Origin of the sequence: Vibrio rumoiensis, assembly GCF_002218045.2 — a bacterium.
Lineage (GTDB): Bacteria > Pseudomonadota > Gammaproteobacteria > Enterobacterales > Vibrionaceae > Vibrio > Vibrio rumoiensis.
Window position 1 is genome coordinate 947,086 of record NZ_AP018686.1, and the last position, 15,815, is coordinate 962,900.

At 43.1% G+C, this 15,815-nt stretch carries 13 protein-coding genes; 7 read left to right on the forward strand and 6 right to left on the reverse strand.

The window, feature by feature from the left end; translation table 11 throughout:
• Positions 1–83: 83 nt before the first annotated feature.
• The 3 genes from VRUMOI_RS16665 to araH all read left to right on the forward strand — a co-directional run bounded on the left by VRUMOI_RS16665 (position 84) and on the right by araH (position 3,795).
• Complete coding sequence (locus tag VRUMOI_RS16665; RefSeq protein WP_089137762.1) at positions 84–1,088, forward strand: arabinose ABC transporter substrate-binding protein; 1,005 nt, start codon at positions 84–86, stop codon at positions 1,086–1,088.
• Between the two features lie 145 nt (positions 1,089–1,233).
• Positions 1,234–2,808, forward strand: a complete 1,575-nt coding sequence (araG, locus tag VRUMOI_RS16670) for an L-arabinose ABC transporter ATP-binding protein AraG (protein WP_089137763.1) — start codon at positions 1,234–1,236, stop codon at positions 2,806–2,808.
• Positions 2,809–2,820: 12 nt separating this feature from the next.
• Entirely contained in the window at positions 2,821–3,795 is a 975-nt protein-coding gene (gene araH / locus VRUMOI_RS16675; protein ID WP_089137852.1) for an L-arabinose ABC transporter permease AraH, read from the forward strand.
• Positions 3,796–3,865: 70 nt separating this feature from the next.
• Here the strand turns inward: araH and VRUMOI_RS16680 are convergent, their stop codons facing one another.
• Genes VRUMOI_RS16680 through VRUMOI_RS16695 form a run of 4 tightly spaced genes read right to left on the reverse strand, consistent with a single transcriptional unit; the run spans position 3,866 to position 9,513 of the window.
• Positions 3,866–4,918 carry a Gfo/Idh/MocA family oxidoreductase gene (locus VRUMOI_RS16680; protein WP_089137764.1) on the reverse strand — a complete coding sequence of 351 codons (1,053 nt, stop codon included), beginning with the start codon at positions 4,916–4,918 and terminating at the stop codon, positions 3,866–3,868.
• 53 nt (positions 4,919–4,971) lie between these two features.
• Positions 4,972–6,375, reverse strand: coding sequence for an efflux transporter outer membrane subunit (locus tag VRUMOI_RS16685; protein WP_197712964.1), 1,404 nt, complete (start codon positions 6,373–6,375; stop codon positions 4,972–4,974).
• Between the two features lie 5 nt (positions 6,376–6,380).
• Entirely contained in the window at positions 6,381–8,345 is a 1,965-nt protein-coding gene (locus VRUMOI_RS16690) for a MacB family efflux pump subunit (protein ID WP_089137766.1), read from the reverse strand.
• Between the two features lie 4 nt (positions 8,346–8,349).
• Entirely contained in the window at positions 8,350–9,513 is a 1,164-nt protein-coding gene (locus tag VRUMOI_RS16695) for an efflux RND transporter periplasmic adaptor subunit (protein WP_089137767.1), read from the reverse strand.
• A 332-nt stretch (positions 9,514–9,845) separates the two neighbouring features.
• On the opposite strand from VRUMOI_RS16695, the gene VRUMOI_RS16700 reads away from it, so the two are divergent.
• The 3 genes from VRUMOI_RS16700 to dctM are packed head-to-tail and all read left to right on the forward strand — an operon-like array spanning position 9,846 to position 12,911.
• Entirely contained in the window at positions 9,846–10,868 is a 1,023-nt protein-coding gene (locus tag VRUMOI_RS16700) for a TRAP transporter substrate-binding protein (RefSeq protein WP_394608627.1), read from the forward strand.
• A 37-nt stretch (positions 10,869–10,905) separates the two neighbouring features.
• Positions 10,906–11,628 carry a TRAP transporter small permease gene (locus VRUMOI_RS16705; RefSeq protein WP_089137768.1) on the forward strand — a complete coding sequence of 241 codons (723 nt, stop codon included), beginning with the start codon at positions 10,906–10,908 and terminating at the stop codon, positions 11,626–11,628.
• On the forward strand, positions 11,628–12,911 hold the full coding sequence (gene dctM / locus VRUMOI_RS16710; RefSeq protein ID WP_089137769.1) for a C4-dicarboxylate TRAP transporter large permease protein DctM: 1,284 nt from the start codon (positions 11,628–11,630) through the stop codon (positions 12,909–12,911). Before VRUMOI_RS16705 ends, dctM begins: the two co-directional genes overlap by 1 nt.
• A 105-nt stretch (positions 12,912–13,016) precedes the next feature.
• Here dctM and VRUMOI_RS16715 read toward each other — a convergent pair whose 3' ends face one another.
• Together VRUMOI_RS16715 and VRUMOI_RS16725 are read right to left on the reverse strand one after the other, a co-directional pair.
• On the reverse strand, positions 13,017–13,520 hold the full coding sequence (locus tag VRUMOI_RS16715; protein ID WP_089137854.1) for a hypothetical protein: 504 nt from the start codon (positions 13,518–13,520) through the stop codon (positions 13,017–13,019).
• 454 nt (positions 13,521–13,974) lie between these two features.
• Positions 13,975–14,382 carry a hypothetical protein gene (locus tag VRUMOI_RS16725; RefSeq protein ID WP_089137771.1) on the reverse strand — a complete coding sequence of 136 codons (408 nt, stop codon included), beginning with the start codon at positions 14,380–14,382 and terminating at the stop codon, positions 13,975–13,977.
• A 670-nt stretch (positions 14,383–15,052) separates the two neighbouring features.
• Here VRUMOI_RS16725 and VRUMOI_RS16730 point away from each other — a divergent pair.
• The gene (locus VRUMOI_RS16730) at positions 15,053–15,619 is read left to right on the forward strand and encodes an outer membrane protein (RefSeq protein ID WP_089137772.1); all 567 of its coding nucleotides are present in this window, start codon (positions 15,053–15,055) and stop codon (positions 15,617–15,619) included.
• The last annotated feature ends 196 nt before the right edge of the window (positions 15,620–15,815 follow it).

Here is a 15,815-nt window from a genome sequence, read left to right on the forward strand (position 1 = left end):
GCCTCACTTCATAACATATCCATAAACCCTATGATTCTCCGTGCTGTACCTACATAAAAAAATAATCATGCAAGGGAATTAACATGAAACTAAAAAAACTACTCTCCACCTGCTTATTTGCGAGCGCCGCTCTACTTAGTGTCAATGCGAATGCTTTCTGGGGAAGTGACGATGATGACACATTGAAGCTTGGCTACTTAGTGAAACAACCTGAAGAACCTTGGTTCCAAACGGAATGGGCCTTTGCAGATAAAGCAGCGAAAGAATACAACTTCGAATTAATCAAAATGGCGGTGCCAGATGGAGAAAAGACACTAAATGCCATTGATACACTGGCGGCAAGTGGCGCAAAAGGTTTCGTAATTTGCACACCCGATCCAAAACTTGGCTCTGCGATCATGGCTAAGGCCAAAAGTTACGGCCTGAAAGTCGTTACCGTTGATGACCAATTCTTAAACGCCAAAGGCCAACCAATGACGGATGTACCTCTAGTCATGATGGCGGCATCGCAAATTGGTCAACGCCAAGGTAATGAGCTTTATAAAGAAATGCAAAAACGTGGCTGGAATGTTGCAAACACAGCGGTTATGGCCATCACAGCGGATGAGCTAGATACCGCACGACGTCGTGTACATGGCGCAATGGACGCATTAAAAGCTGACGGTTTCCCTGAAGCTCAAATCTACACCGTTCCAACCAAAAGCAATGATATTCCAGGCGCACTTGATGCCGCAAACTCACTATTAGTTCAGTACCCAGATGTGAAAAACTGGTTAGTGGTTGGCATGAACGACAACACCGTATTAGGTGGTGTACGTGCAACTGAAGGCCAAGGCTTTACCGCTGATAACGTGATCGGTATTGGTATCAATGGTGTTGATGCAGTTAACGAGCTCGCAAAAAGCAAACCAACTGGCTTCTACGGCTCACTACTTCCTAGCCCAGATGTCCACGGCTTCAAGTCAACTGAAATGCTGTACGAATGGGTCGCAAAAGACGTAGAACCACAAAAATTTGTTGAGGTCACTGACGCCGTATTAATCACTCGCGATAACTTCAAAGAAGAATTGAAGAAAAAAGGTCTGTAATCGAGTGAGTTAATTACTTCGGTTAACCACGTCAAAGTGCATTAACCGTCAAAGTAATTATCTAAAGGCAATGCACAAAAACAACCAATGTGCTCAAGGCTTAGTCCTGTCCCAATGGGGCTAAGCCTTGCTAAGCGAGGTCATTATGTCGTCTCAACAAAACAATTCATCCCAATCGTATTTCGTCGAATTTGACAACATCTGTCAATATTTTCCGGGTGTTAAAGCACTTGATGGAATGAGCTTTGGTGTTAAAGAAGGTAGCGTACACGCGCTTATGGGCGAAAATGGCGCAGGAAAATCCACGCTATTAAAAGTCCTCAGTGGCATAAACCAGCCAACCAAAGGTGAACTTATCATCAATGGTGAAAAGGTAAAATTCACGAACGAAACTGACTCATTAAATCACGGCATCGCCATTATTTATCAAGAGCTTAACTTAATCCCAGAATTAAGTGTGGCGGAAAATATTTTCTTAGGTCAATTGCCAACCAAGGGTGGTCGAGTTGACTATGCCAAACTCAATCAAATGGCAAAAGTACAACTGGAACGTTTAGGTGAAAATATCGACCCTTCCGATTCAGTGAAAAATCTTTCTATTGGTCAATGGCAAATGGTTGAAATTGCTAAGGCACTCAGCCGTGATGCAAAAATCATCGCTTTTGATGAACCAACCAGTAGCCTATCTCAACGTGAAATTGGTAACTTATTCAAAGTCATAGAAGAATTACGCGATCAAGGTAAGGTCATCTTTTATGTTTCACATCGCATGGAAGAAATATTTCGAATCTCCGACGCCCTAACCATTTTTAAAGATGGCACCCATGTTGAGACTTTCTACGATCTCAGCAAACTCACCAATGACCGTCTTGTCAGCCTGATGGTTGGACGAGAGTTAAAAGATATTTATAACTATCGCGAACGTGAAATGGGTATAGAAGGCTTGGCCGTTAAAAATATTCTCGGGCCTGGTGTTTCCGAACCTATTTCATTTTCAATTCGCCGAGGCGAGATCTTAGGCTTATTTGGCCTTGTCGGTTCAGGTCGAACCGAGCTGACTCGCTTATTATTTGGCGCAGAACCTAGACAGCAAGGTGATATTGCCGTTGATACCTACCCTGTCAAAGTAAACTCCCCGATTGATGCCATCAAAGCCGGTATTACTTATTGCCCCGAAGATAGAAAACTCAGCGGGATCCTGCCGATTTTATCGGTTCAGGAAAACATGAATGTGACCGCCCGTCGTAATAACTTGCAATTTGGCAGCTTAATCGACGAAAAATGGGAGCATAAAAACGCCGATGAAAAAGTCAAAAACTTAAAGGTTAAGACACCAAACTTAGAGCAAAAAATTGGCAATTTATCGGGTGGAAACCAGCAAAAAATCATCCTCGGCCGCTGGCTTTCAACTCATATGAAAGTGCTAATTCTGGATGAGCCAACTCGCGGAATCGACGTAGGTGCAAAATCTGAGATCTACGATCTTATCTTCACGTTAGCCGAATCTGGCGTCACGATCTTGATGATCTCAAGTGACTTACCAGAAGTGCTTGGCGTAGCCGACCGATTAATAGTAATGAAAGATGGAAAGATTAATGGCGAACTGACTCGTTCCGACTTCAATGAAGAAGCCGCTTTAAACCTTGCCATGCTCGAACAAGATACGCCTCAAGGCAAAAATGACGAGCCTACAGAATCACGATTAGTTCATGAGGGATAAACCATGACAACGATGAACCCAGCAACAACGACCAACGAAACAAAGAAAAAATCACGCTTTAAAATCAATCATTTCTGGGATCGATTTGGCATGCTGACCGTATTCGCCGGTCTATTCATTCTTTGCGCTGTTCTAGTGCCAAACTTTGCTTCCATGATCAACATGCGCGGTCTAGGACTTGCAATATCGATGAGCGGTATGATCGCTTGTGCCATGCTATTTTGCTTAGCTTGTGGTGATTTAGATCTTTCCGTCGCCTCGATTGTCGCTTGTTCTGGCGTAGTGACTGCGGTCGCGATCAATGCAACGGAAAGTGTCACACTCGGTATTGGTGCTGGCTTACTTTCAGGCGTGGCTTTTGGTTTATTCAATGGTTTTATCATTGCGAAACTAAAAGTAAACGCATTGATCACCACCCTCGCGACCATGCAGATAGCCCGTGGTCTTGGCTACATCATCTCTGATGGTAAAGCCGTTGGTATCACAGAAGAAAGCTTCTTTAGCCTAGGTAATGCTTCATTTTTAGGCCTGCCTGTTCCAGTATGGCTAACCATCGCTACCTTTGCGGTATTTAGCTTCTTACTCAACAAAACCGTTTATGGCCGTAACACATTAGCGATTGGTGGTAATGAAGAAGCTGCTCGTTTAGCCGGTGTCAACGTCACTAAAACCAAACTGATCATCTTCACCGTATCTGGTTTAATCAGTGCACTAGCTGGGGTTATCTTAGCGGCGCGTATGACCAGTGGTCAGCCAATGACTTCCGTTGGTTTTGAGTTAACGGTGATCTCGGCTTGTGTTCTTGGTGGTGTTTCACTAAAAGGCGGTATTGGTAAAATTTCTTATGTTATCGCTGGGGTATTGATCTTAGGTACCGTTGAAAATGCTATGAACCTGTTAAACATTTCACCATTTGCTCAGTACGTCGTACGTGGCAGCATCTTACTTGCAGCGGTTATCTTTGACCGTTATAAGCAAGCAAAATAACTTCCTTTTTCACTTAACAAAAAACCGCCAATACATTAAGTATTGGCGGTTTTTTATCATCGAATAAACATTACTTTTGCAGTTTTAAAGGCACATATTCTGCTTTATTCGCGATGGTTTCTAAAATATGAATCACGGTTAATGCTTCACTTTTCTCAACCGGAGGGTTGGGTCTTTGACCTTCCACCCAGTTTTTAAAGTCATTATAAAATTGAGTGTAATGTAGGTACTCTGCCGGCACTTCTTCTACTCGATCTTTATAGTAAATCTTACATAAACCTTCTGCCGTATCATGACCAAATGTCGGGGAATCTAAAAAGATACCTTGCTTTAAGTCGCGTTCTTGTTGGTCAATCTCATACTTTTCAACTGTGGCTTCGGTGGCGTTGATAATCCAGCGAGGTGGATGCTTAACAATTAATTGAGAATGACGAACACGAATGCGCAAATTTCCATAAATCAGCTTAATATCATAATAGTCTTCCGGCACGGTATCTGAATGCATTAAGCCTTCACCAATGTAGAAATTCTTCTGGTTACACACATCATAAATAAGGCTGTCTGGTTCCCCATATAAACTGACAATCTGATCGATAAAATGCACGGCATGGCCCAACACACTGCCATCGTATTGGTTGCCTCGGTTATCCGCGCCATCTGGTCGGTAATGAGTGTGGTTCGACTCAATCTCCATCACCTTACCAATATCTTGACGCTGTAATATGTTCTTAATAGTCAGAAAATCACTGTCATAGCGGCGGTTTTGATACGGCGTAATTTTCACATTGTGCGCCTCAGCAAGCCGATACAAATCTTCCACTTCCGCTAAAGTATTGCAAAATGGCTTTTCAACAATCACATGCTTGCCGGCCAAGATACTTTTTTTGGTATATTCATAGTGGTATTCCGGAGGCGTGGTAACGCTAATCACTTCAGCATCACTATTGAGTAATTGTTCAACATCCGGAAAGCGTGTCAGATCGGTGTTCGTTTGGTAAGGCATATCAAACGATTTTGAACCTCGAGTATAAAACCCCACGATTTCATACTGTCCAGAATCTTCTACAAACGGCATGTGATAACGGTTAGTACTTTTGCCGTAGCCAATAAATCCTATTTTCATACATCCCTCTTTATTGCATTTCGAATTTGGCTATTGTGATAATTCTTTATTCATTAGATATCCGAATCATCCTCTTGATACGCATCGACATCCGGCGCAATATCTTGACCGCCTAATGCTTGATACAGCGCCACTTGGGCGACAAACTGGTTATAGCGATTTTCTAATAATGACGCTTTGGCGTTTCGCGTGTTTTCTTGTGAATCCAGTAAATCCATGATGGTGATCGAACCGTATTTATAGCGAGAAATATAAATCTTCTCTGCTTGCTCAGCAGCATCATATTGCTCTTGCAGGCGATCATGTTGATATTGCAACTGCTCTCTGGCCGATAACGCATTTTCGACATCTTGAAACGCCGAATACAACACTTGACGATAATTGACTACCGCCGATTGATATTCAACATCCGCGATTGCCTGATTATTTTGCATATCATTCCACTGTAAAAATGGCAGAGTTAAATCAGCACCTAAGCTACCAATCGGATTGGATAATAAGTTTTTTAATTCTTCCGATGAGCCACCTAATGCGCCAGTTAGCGTCAGTGTTGGCAAGTACTCTAAATCTGCCGAATCTTTACTGGCGAGACTCGATTTAATGTCGTAAATCGCCGCTTTAACATCTGGCCTGCGGATCAATAAATCGGCAGGAACACCCGATGATACTTGCGGCAAGGTAATATCAGGTAATTGCTTAACGTTTTGTGTCATATCGAGCGGCGGCTGATTAAATAAAATCGCAAACGCATTATTCGCTTCCACCAGCTGTTGATTAAATTGGCTCTGCTGCGCTTGCAAGCTGGCGAGGCTGCGTTTCGCTTCCAATACATCCAGCTTAGTCACTGCGCCCAATTGATATTGACGAGTGATCAAGTCTAAGGTTTTTTGCGCATCTGCCACATCACTTTCACTTAGTGCGATGCGCTGCTTTAAATAGCCAATTTGCCAGTAAAGCGACGCGGTAGTCGCCACTAAACTTTGCGCGGTGCTTTCTCTATCTTCAAGACTCGCCATTGCCGCCCATTTAGCTTGATCGGTATCAGCTGAAATTTTTCCCCACAAATCCAATTCATAACTGACCGATAAGTTGGTGCGGTAACTGTCGGTTGAATCGCCACCATCTAAGGGTTTAGACACACCAGCAGAAGTAGTTGAACTTAACTGCGGATACAAATCATCATCAGCCAGGCCCATTTGTAGCCGAGCCTTTTTCAAAGTGAACGTCGCAAGAGCTAAATCGTTGTTAGTGATCAACGCTTTATCAATAAATTGATTCAGGGTTTGATCATTAAACGCATACCACCATGGGTCCACTTTTACCGCTTGAGAAAGATGCTTTTGTTGCCAGCCTTCTGGTATTTGCACTGGCGGCGCTTGATAGTCCGTTCGGGTTAATGTGCCACAACCAGTTAACACAACGGAGCTTAACACTAGGCTAATTATTGTTTTATTCATCATCATTAATCTCGCGCTAATGCTTCGACAGGATCAAGCTTGGCAGCGTTTCTAGCTGGTAAGAAACCGAACACAATACCAATCAAAGTTGAACATACGAATGCCCAAATAATCGACGCTACAGAATAAATCATTTGGAAACTGCCATTGAATGAACTGAGTAATGCGCCCAATCCAAACGCTAAGCCAATACCGGCAATGCCTCCGCACAAACACACTAATACCGCTTCAATTAAGAACTGACGCAAAATATCAATTTGCCTTGCGCCTACCGCCATTCGAACGCCAATTTCTTTGGTACGTTCGGTCACTGACACCAACATAATGTTCATCACGCCAATGCCACCTACCACCAATGAAATAACCGCAATCGAAGAAATCAATAAGGTCATCATCGCGGTGGTCTTTTCAATATTTTGACGAATAGTATCGGTATTAATGGTGAAGAAATCTTCCGTACCATGACGCATTTTTAACAAGCTAATAATGCCTTGCTCAGCGGCACTGCTCGGGGCATTTTCATCAATCCGTACCGTGATGCTATTGAGATAACGTTGTCCCATCATTCGGCCAGACATCGTGGTATAAGGCACCCACACATTCAAACTGTCGTTATTACCAAACGCACTTTCTTTCGGAGCGGTCACACCGACAATCCGCACTGGCAATCGACCTAGGAAGATCACCTGCCCAATCGGATTTTTATCCGGAAATAACGCTTGTCTGGTATTGTCATCAATCACCGCATCTTGCGCTAACGCATCGACACTGTCTTGCTGCCAAAACTGCCCTTGCGCAATCTCATACCCTTTAACGCGAAAATAATCCGGCCCAACCCCTTCTACCGACGCGCTGACCGCTTCATTGTCATAACGAACGGTTAAGCTATTACTGAGTGATGGTGTCACGCTATCGACATAAGATAAGTTTTTAATCGCTTTGGCATCTTCAGCGGTCAAAGTACGCACTCGCCCAGAGCGTCTATCACCAAACCCTGTACCCGGTCGAATATCAATGGTGTTGGTGCCCATGGAAGCGATATTGGCTAAGATTTGCTTTTGCGTACCATTGCCCAGCGCCACGACTGAAACCACTGACGCAATGCCAATAATGATACCCAACATGGTTAAAAAGGTACGCATTCGATGGCTCGACATCGCCAGTAAAGCCATTTTCAATGCATCAATAAAACTGTCCCAATGCCACCAATGTGAAGCAGAATGGCCTTGAGGATGCAATTTCTTTGGAGTAGCAGGAGTCACTTGCGAGGAGGGACTGAACTCATCAGATCGCGTATCAGCAATGATCTCACCATCTTTGATTTCGATAATACGATCCGCAAAATGCGCCACATCCATATCATGAGTCACCAAAATAATGGTATGCCCCATTTGATGCAGCTCTTTCAACAACGCCATCATTTCTTGGCCGCTTTGACTATCTAAGGCCCCCGTTGGCTCATCAGCCAAAATCACATCACCGCCGTTCATTAAGGCGCGAGCGACACTAACACGCTGTTGCTGACCGCCACTTAACTGGTTTGGTTTATGAGTTAAACGCTCGCCCAACCCTAAACGGCCCAATAACTGCTGGGCACGTTCGCTGCGTTGTGAATGAGGCACTCCGGCATACACCGCCGGCACTTCCACATTACCAACTGCGGTTAAATCGCTGAGCAAATGGTAACGCTGGAAGATAAAACCAAAATATTCTCGGCGCAGTTCCGCTAATTGATCGCTATCAAGCGTAGAAGTATCTTGTCCGTTAATCCAATATTGACCGGAGCTAGGCTGATCAAGGCAACCTAAGATATTCATCAAGGTCGACTTACCAGAACCCGACGCGCCAACAATCGCCACCATTTCACCTTGCTGGATCTCAAGGCTGACGTTATTTAATACGGTTAATGACTCATCACCACTGGCAAAACAACGAGTAAGGTTTTCAATTTTCAGTAAAGGCTGGCCCATAATATTACAGTCTCATCCGGCCACGTTTACTTGAAAAGGTATCATCGGAAGGCATGCCAACAATCACTTGGTCGCCTTCATCTAAACCAGAGAGAATTTCCGCATGTACTTTATTATTGATCCCTACGGTTACGTTTTTATACACCACGTCTTGCCCTTGCAAAACAGGGACTTCAAATTGCCCTTCCCCTTTAGATGGTTGCAATACTTGCGCCGGTACAAGTAACGCATCTTTCGATTGATTTAAGATGATCGACACTTGCGCCGTCATGCCAATTCGCAGTGTGCCTTGTGGGTTTTTTACATCAAATAACGCGTTGTAATAAATCGCATCGGTGTCAGTGACCGCAAGCTGGCTATCATCGCCAGTCATAATGGTTGGGCCGGGTTCGATGGCGCGTAATGTGCCTTGGTATTTTTTATTTGGCTGACCCAAAATGCTGAAATAAGCGGTTTGACCTGGTTGAACATGAATCACATCCGCTTCGGAGATTTGTGCTTTCACTGTCATGGTATCAAGCTGAGCAAGCTCAATAATAGTTGGCGTGGTTTGATTGGCGTTGACCGTTTGGCCACTTTCTACTGCGGTGTACACCACCGTGCCGTCCATCGGAGCACTAATCGTGGTGTAGCCTAGATCCACTTGTGCGCTGTCGACATTGATTTTGGCTTTTTCAATTTCCGCTTTTAATTGGGCTAAATCCGCTTGGTAGATCGCGAGCGTCGCTTCTGCACTTTCGTAATCGGCGCGAGAACTGGCTTCGGCTGCCAGCATGCCCTTCTGGCGTTGGTATTCATATTTTGCTTGTTTGATTTGCGCCTGCTTAGCTCGGTATTGCGCATTTAAACTATCAAGTGAGGCTTGCGATTCTTTAAGGTTATTTTGCTGAGTTAAGCTATCAATCTGGGCAATCAAATCCCCTTGCTTCACCTCATCACCTAGTGATACCGCCAGTTTTTGGATTTGCCCTGAAACCTGCGCACCGACATTCACCAACTTGGCTGCTTGCAACATACCATTGGCTAATACGGTATTTTCAATATTAGCGCGCTGCACCGTTTCCGTGGCGTAGGCTGGCGCTGGCTCCGACTGGCCAAAATAAAACCAACTCGCAATGCCGATAACCGGAACCGCAACAATAAGCATCCATCTTTTTTTAATTTTCATAGGGAGAGCGAATTTAGAAAAGTCATAACAAAGTTATACCGATTCTTTCAGAAACATCAAAGGGTAAAGCATGTAAAGAAAGGTAAAAGTACTGATTTATCGGTATCGCGTTAAAGATAAATACACCAAACCGAGCCCCTCATTCGACATTGAACGTGAGCGCTCCCTCACTTCATACATAAATTTCCACACGTTAGCCAAAGGTCGAATAAGCACAATTGAAATATAGAGTTAGGCTTTAACAGATAACGTTATCAATTAAAAATGTCACCTAAAGCAATAACACCAAAAAGTACATCAACAGAATTACTCCAAATGGAAGAGGGTTATTTATGTTTTCCTTTATACGAAAAGCTTCAACTACTGGCCGGACACTCCTTTGTGCGGCTTCTATTGTCACGACATCCATGATGTTCGCTTTTTCTGCTAACGCGGCCGATCCAATTGTGATCAAGTTTTCTCACGTGGTGGCCGACAGCACACCAAAAGGACAAGGCGCATTACTGTTTAAAAAATTGGTCGAAGAACGTTTAAAAGGCAAAGTCGAAGTACAAGTGTATTCCAACTCATCGCTTTATGGTGATGGTAAAGAAATGGAAGCCTTGCTACTTGGCGATGTGCAATTTATCGCGCCTTCTTTAGCGAAATTCGGCCAATACACCAAGAAATTACAAGTTTTCGATCTTCCTTTCCTATTCAAAGATATTAATGCGGTCGATAAATTCCAACAAAGTGAAACTGGAAAATCGTTATTAAAATCGATGGAAAACCACAACATTACAGGCTTAGGTTACTGGCACAACGGAATGAAACAACTTTCTGCGAATAAACCTCTTCATGTACCGCGCGACGCTCGTGGTCTGAAATTCCGTGTACAAGCTTCCGATGTATTAGATGAGCAATTTAAAGCGGTTCGTGCGAACCCAAGAAAAATGAGCTTCGCTGAAGTATACCAAGGCCTACAAACCGGCGTGGTCAACGGGGCAGAAAACCCTTGGTCGAACATCTACTCACAAAAATTCAACGAAGTACAAAAGTACATCACCGAATCTAACCACGGCGTACTGGATTACATGTTGATCACTAACACCAAGTTCTGGAATGGTTTACCGGATGATATTCGCGCGCAGCTGTCTGATATTTTGGATGAAGTGACGGAGCATGTGAACTCAGAAGCTGGTGCTTTAAACCAAACGGCGAAACAATCTATTATCGATTCTGGTACTTCTGAAATCATCCAATTAACCCCAGAAGAACGCGCAGAGTGGGTAAAAGCGATGAAGCCAGTTTGGGCTAAATTCGAAGATGATATTGGTTCTGATGTGATTGAAGCTGCACTCGCGGCAGGCAATTAATTGTTAATCGGATTCACTTCAATAAAAAGGCCAACCAATGAATGCTGTTTATCATTTATGGTCAAAGTTAGAGGAAGGCCTCGTTGCCTTCCTCTTAGCCGCGATGACCCTCGTAACCTTTGTGTATGTGGTTTTAAATAACCTTTATACGCCTTTCTACGACTTATCCGATTGGTTCTACGATCGTGAATGGTCAGCGACTAGCGATGCGTTCTTGTCGATAGGCGATTTCTTCATTGGCTTCGCTCAAGAGATGACCTGGAGCACCGCCTTAACTAAAGCGTTGTTTGGCTGGCTGATCTTTATTGGCATGTCTTATGGCGTACGAATTGGCGGACACATTGGCGTTGATGTCGTCGTTAAATTACTTTCTACTCGCAAACAAAAAGCACTGGGTATTCTCGCCTGTCTTGCGTGCCTCACTTATGCCAGCCTAATGACCTACGCAAGCTACGACTGGGTGAGCACCCTATTTCGTGCCGACATTTACGCCGAAGATCTCGAAAAAATCGGCATCAAACTTTGGTATATCGGCGCTGTAGTACCACTAGGCTTTACCCTATTGTGGATTCGCTTTCTTGAAATCTTCATCCGTATTATTCGGGGCTTACAACTTGGGCTTGGCATTGCCGATGAAACCAAGGATGCGATGAAGCACGCGATGGCCATGATGCCGGATGATCAAAACTCAAACGAACAAACTGCGCACAAGCAAGCCGACTCAACAAAGCAAGCACCACAGAAGAAGGACCAACCATAATGACGATTCTTTTTCTGTTTTTTAGCTTATTTCTTTTAATGTTTATTGGCGTACCGATTGCTATCTCGTTAGGCCTATCGGGTGCGCTTAGCATCTTATTTTTTAGTCAAGATTCAATCCGTTCTTTGGTGATCAAGCTGTTTGAAACCTCAGAACATTACACCTTACTCGCCATTCCTTTCTTCTTACTTTCTGGCGCGTTCATGACCAGTGGCGGAGTCGCAAAACGTTTAATCGACTTTGCCAACTCCAGTGTCGGACACATTCGTGGCGGCCTTGCGATTGCCGCGGTCATGGCATGTATGTTATTTGCTGCCCTGTCAGGCTCATCACCGGCCACCGTTGCCGCCGTCGGCTCAATCGCCATTGCCGGCATGGTTCGCTCTGGCTATCCAAAAGAATTTGGCGCAGGGATTGTGTGTAATGCCGGTACATTAGGCATTTTGATTCCCCCTTCAATTGTAATGGTCGTCTACGCCGCAGCGACTGAAAGCTCGGTCGGTAAACTTTTCATGGCAGGCGTGATCCCCGGCACCTTATTAGGGCTAGGTTTGATGACCGCCATCTACATTATTGCCCGTAAGAAAAACCTACCCGCCATGCCAAGAGCTACCTTTAAAGAATGGTTGGCTAGCGGACGCAAAGCGGCATGGGGTTTGCTGTTAATGGTGATCATTCTAGGTGGGATTTACAGCGGTATGTTCACCCCAACCGAAGCGGCGGCGGTTGCTGCGGTATATGCCGGATTCATTGCCTTATTTGTGTATAAAGACATTACCATCAAGCAATGCCCGAGCGTATTACTGGAAGCGGCCAAACTGACCGTGATGCTGATGTTTATCATCGCCAATGCCATGTTATTTGCATTTGTGTTAACTACAGAACAAATCCCTCAAACCATTGCCGCGTGGATTATTACCTTAGGTTTATCACCTTGGATGTTCTTATTGCTAGTTAATATTATTCTCTTATTAGCGGGGAACTTTATGGAGCCGTCGGCGATTATTTTGATCCTCGCGCCCATCTTATTCCCGATTGCGATTGAGCTTGGCATCGACCCTATACACTTTGGCATCATCATGGTAGTGAATATGGAAATCGGCTTAATCACGCCCCCCGTCGGCTTGAATTTGTTTGTTACGTCAGCCGTGACAGGAATGCCACTCAGCGCCACCATTCGAGCCGCCCTCCCGTGGCTAATGATCTTATTAGTGTTCTTGATGATTATTACCTACATACCAGCAGTGTCGTTATGGTTGCCGAATGCATTGGGAATGCCGTAAGGAATGAAGGCGTTTATAAAGTTATAAAGAAGCGTGCCAGGTAATGGCTGGCACGTTTGGGGAGAATTCGATACAAAGAATTTAAACTATTTATACTGTGTCAAATTATAGTAATGCACTATCTACATTTGGTGACAATACACGCTTCTCGATCTCTTTTGACAGAACATCTAAGCTATACGTCGAACCTGACAAACTAAAACGAGATACCTTAAATTGGCTATCTTTTATTGGTATTGCTATCTTAAATTGCTTACTTGCTTTAACTACGCTCTCAATTTGCTCAAAGTCATCAAAGATCAACACATTCTGTTTGCCAATTCTGTTTCCACAAACGAGGTTAAGATATACTGAACCAGACTCTGTATTAACTAAAACTGGATACTTATCTCCTTCGGTACAAGCTATACCCACACCAATTAAAAATAAGCATTCTTGATCTTCAATATAACAATATTCTCCAAATATATGATTATTGTTATTGACGGTTACAGCGTAATAAAAGTCCTCGCCATCGGTACGAAAAAACCAGTCTTTGTAAGTCTTCTCAGCAGAAAAAGCCGGAAAACAAAATGAGAGAGCAAATACAATAAGTAGGATATTTTTCATATTATTCACTTTAACGTTGAGCACTATAGTCTCTATCACTCGACCAATCCTGCATCATAATAGAGAATGAATTATGTTAATTTAGAAGGTCGTGACCTAGTCGGTTGGCTTAATTATAAATAGATGGATAATCCAGCTTACCAAACAACCAATCACTGTGATGGCAGTCCAAACAGCTAAGCCTTTCCACAGAAAAGGGTAGTTTTCTTTTGTGGCTAATATATAAAAATTAATAATGTGACCAACCAAACAAAGAAGTGACCACAATATATTTATTCCAGTAATAAGCTTATTCCGCTTTACGGCACCGGTTGAAACTCGCTTTATCTGTCTACCCATAATTTAATTACCTATGATGAGCTGAGGATTAACAAGATATGGTGGTAATTGACCAAAATCTGCAAACTGTGTCGTGAATAATTAAGCGTCTTACCTTAATAAAGTTCATCTCGCTTTATAAAGTACAAGTCATGTTTAATATGTCATTTTCTTCGTCTGTTTCAATATGAACACGAAGTGTAGGGACGTCCTTAACTGTATAACCAGCGCCCGCGATCATATCAGGCGCACCATTTTCCATTTCGTGACAAAGCTTAGTCACCAATATCCCTCGAACTCTTTGGTTTTGCGTTGCTAACTTAACCTTTTTTGCATTCTGATTATCCGCTCGAACCGTCTGGTGAATGACCAATTCACGCTTGCCATCGGTATACTCAACAATCATGACTTGTGATTCGTTTGTGGCGTTATCGCTAATCGTCTCTACCGTGACGATTTCATTCTTTGAATGCGTTGGGGTTGCTTCACAGCCAGTCAATGCGATAAAGGCAACAAAAGTTAGGGCGACAAATGTGCGTTTCATGATTGTGTTTCCATTATTGTTAATTATCTTTTGCTCTTCTCCTGCTAGATTTACCCTTTCTAACCGCTGCGTAGAAACTAACCCTAACGAAGAAAAATGCTTACAAGTCATTGTGACTTAAGTCTCAAAAAAAGCTTTTTATTAAAATTAATAATCACCACGAAAACTAAAAATATAATAAAAACAACAAATTAAAAAACCTCTAAAAAATAAGATAATGGGGCGTATTGTGCGGTGAGCCAAAGCGAGGGAGGAACTTTGAAGTGCGTAATTGGGCTAAAAAATACCGATGATTGTTGGATAAGTATCAACGTGATGGCTAGTTTCCTGCTTAATTAATCTTACTGTGACTTATGATTAACCAGCCCTGTCTTATCAAATTAAAACCCTTTCTGTGAGCGCCTACCTCATCTTATAAATCCATCAATCAAACCGCTCAAAGGTACTGCCGACTTTGATGAATGTTTATACCTAAGTGATTTACCCTCACTGAGAGCAACATTAACCATATGTTTTTATTGAATTTTAATATTATTAATTTTAATAAAGATACATTACCTAGTGAGCTATTTAACATCTGCTCCATTGAAGTGAGCAATCAACTCACATAACCAATGAATCTTAGTTTTGGCAGGGCAAATCCTACCAAACGTATTGAAAGGTAATGAAAATGAAAAAGTATTTAGTTCTTGGTGCCGCGCTTAGTGCGATGAGTTTTGGTAGTGCTTACGCTGGTGAACTTACCGTTGGTATTGCTCAAGAGGGCTTTGCTTATGATGGCTCTAGTCTCGATAATATTAGTGTCTCTACGTCTGGTCTTGTCATTCATGGTGATACAAACCTAGGTAGCAGCAACTTCGTCATCGGTGCAGAGACTTTTATCTCAATGCAGGGTGATGCTGACGCTGATGACACAAATGGTACTGGAGATGCTGATCTTTGGACATTCAAAACCACCATTGGCTATGACTTTAAGTTACTTGAAGACAAGCTAAAACTTACCCCAGTAATCGGCTATCAACTCGGTAACGGTAAGATTGAATCAGCAACTTACGATATTGATGGATTTATCGGTGGGTTACGTGCTGATTATGCTATTGACGAACATTTATCTATCAACGCTGGGCTGTTAGTCGGTATGAGTACCGTTGACTTTGATGATGTAAACGCTTTAGATTCAGACTCTTACGATGCAGTCTCTGCTAGCTTATCATTTGGTGTTGGTTACAGGTTCTAGCAATACACTGAATGCCATTCTTCAGAGTGGCATTTGTGAAGATACCAACAAGCTATTAGTAAAAGTCCAGCATTGATAATCGATGCTGGGCTTTTTGTTTATTATGCTTCTGACAGTCTTACTGTTATTTCCATCAATCAGGAAATGTAGAGCAAACGACCTTCCGCAAAATATGATGGAAAAACGATCCAAATTG

Coding starts and splice junctions, on each gene's coding strand:
- VRUMOI_RS16725 (WP_089137771.1), bottom strand. CDS start 14,382: ATGAAACGCACATTTGTCGCCCTAACTTTTGTTGCCTTTATCGCATTG.
- araH (WP_089137852.1), top strand. CDS start 2,821: ATGAACCCAGCAACAACGACCAACGAAACAAAGAAAAAATCACGCTTT.
- VRUMOI_RS16685 (WP_197712964.1), bottom strand. CDS start 6,375: ATGAATAAAACAATAATTAGCCTAGTGTTAAGCTCCGTTGTGTTAACT.
- VRUMOI_RS16715 (WP_089137854.1), bottom strand. CDS start 13,520: ATGAAAAATATCCTACTTATTGTATTTGCTCTCTCATTTTGTTTTCCG.
- VRUMOI_RS16700 (WP_394608627.1), top strand. CDS start 9,846: ATGTTTTCCTTTATACGAAAAGCTTCAACTACTGGCCGGACACTCCTT.
- VRUMOI_RS16730 (WP_089137772.1), top strand. CDS start 15,053: ATGAAAAAGTATTTAGTTCTTGGTGCCGCGCTTAGTGCGATGAGTTTT.
- VRUMOI_RS16705 (WP_089137768.1), top strand. CDS start 10,906: ATGAATGCTGTTTATCATTTATGGTCAAAGTTAGAGGAAGGCCTCGTT.
- VRUMOI_RS16665 (WP_089137762.1), top strand. CDS start 84: ATGAAACTAAAAAAACTACTCTCCACCTGCTTATTTGCGAGCGCCGCT.
- dctM (WP_089137769.1), top strand. CDS start 11,628: ATGACGATTCTTTTTCTGTTTTTTAGCTTATTTCTTTTAATGTTTATT.
- VRUMOI_RS16690 (WP_089137766.1), bottom strand. CDS start 8,345: ATGGGCCAGCCTTTACTGAAAATTGAAAACCTTACTCGTTGTTTTGCC.
- VRUMOI_RS16695 (WP_089137767.1), bottom strand. CDS start 9,513: ATGAAAATTAAAAAAAGATGGATGCTTATTGTTGCGGTTCCGGTTATC.
- VRUMOI_RS16680 (WP_089137764.1), bottom strand. CDS start 4,918: ATGAAAATAGGATTTATTGGCTACGGCAAAAGTACTAACCGTTATCAC.
- araG (WP_089137763.1), top strand. CDS start 1,234: ATGTCGTCTCAACAAAACAATTCATCCCAATCGTATTTCGTCGAATTT.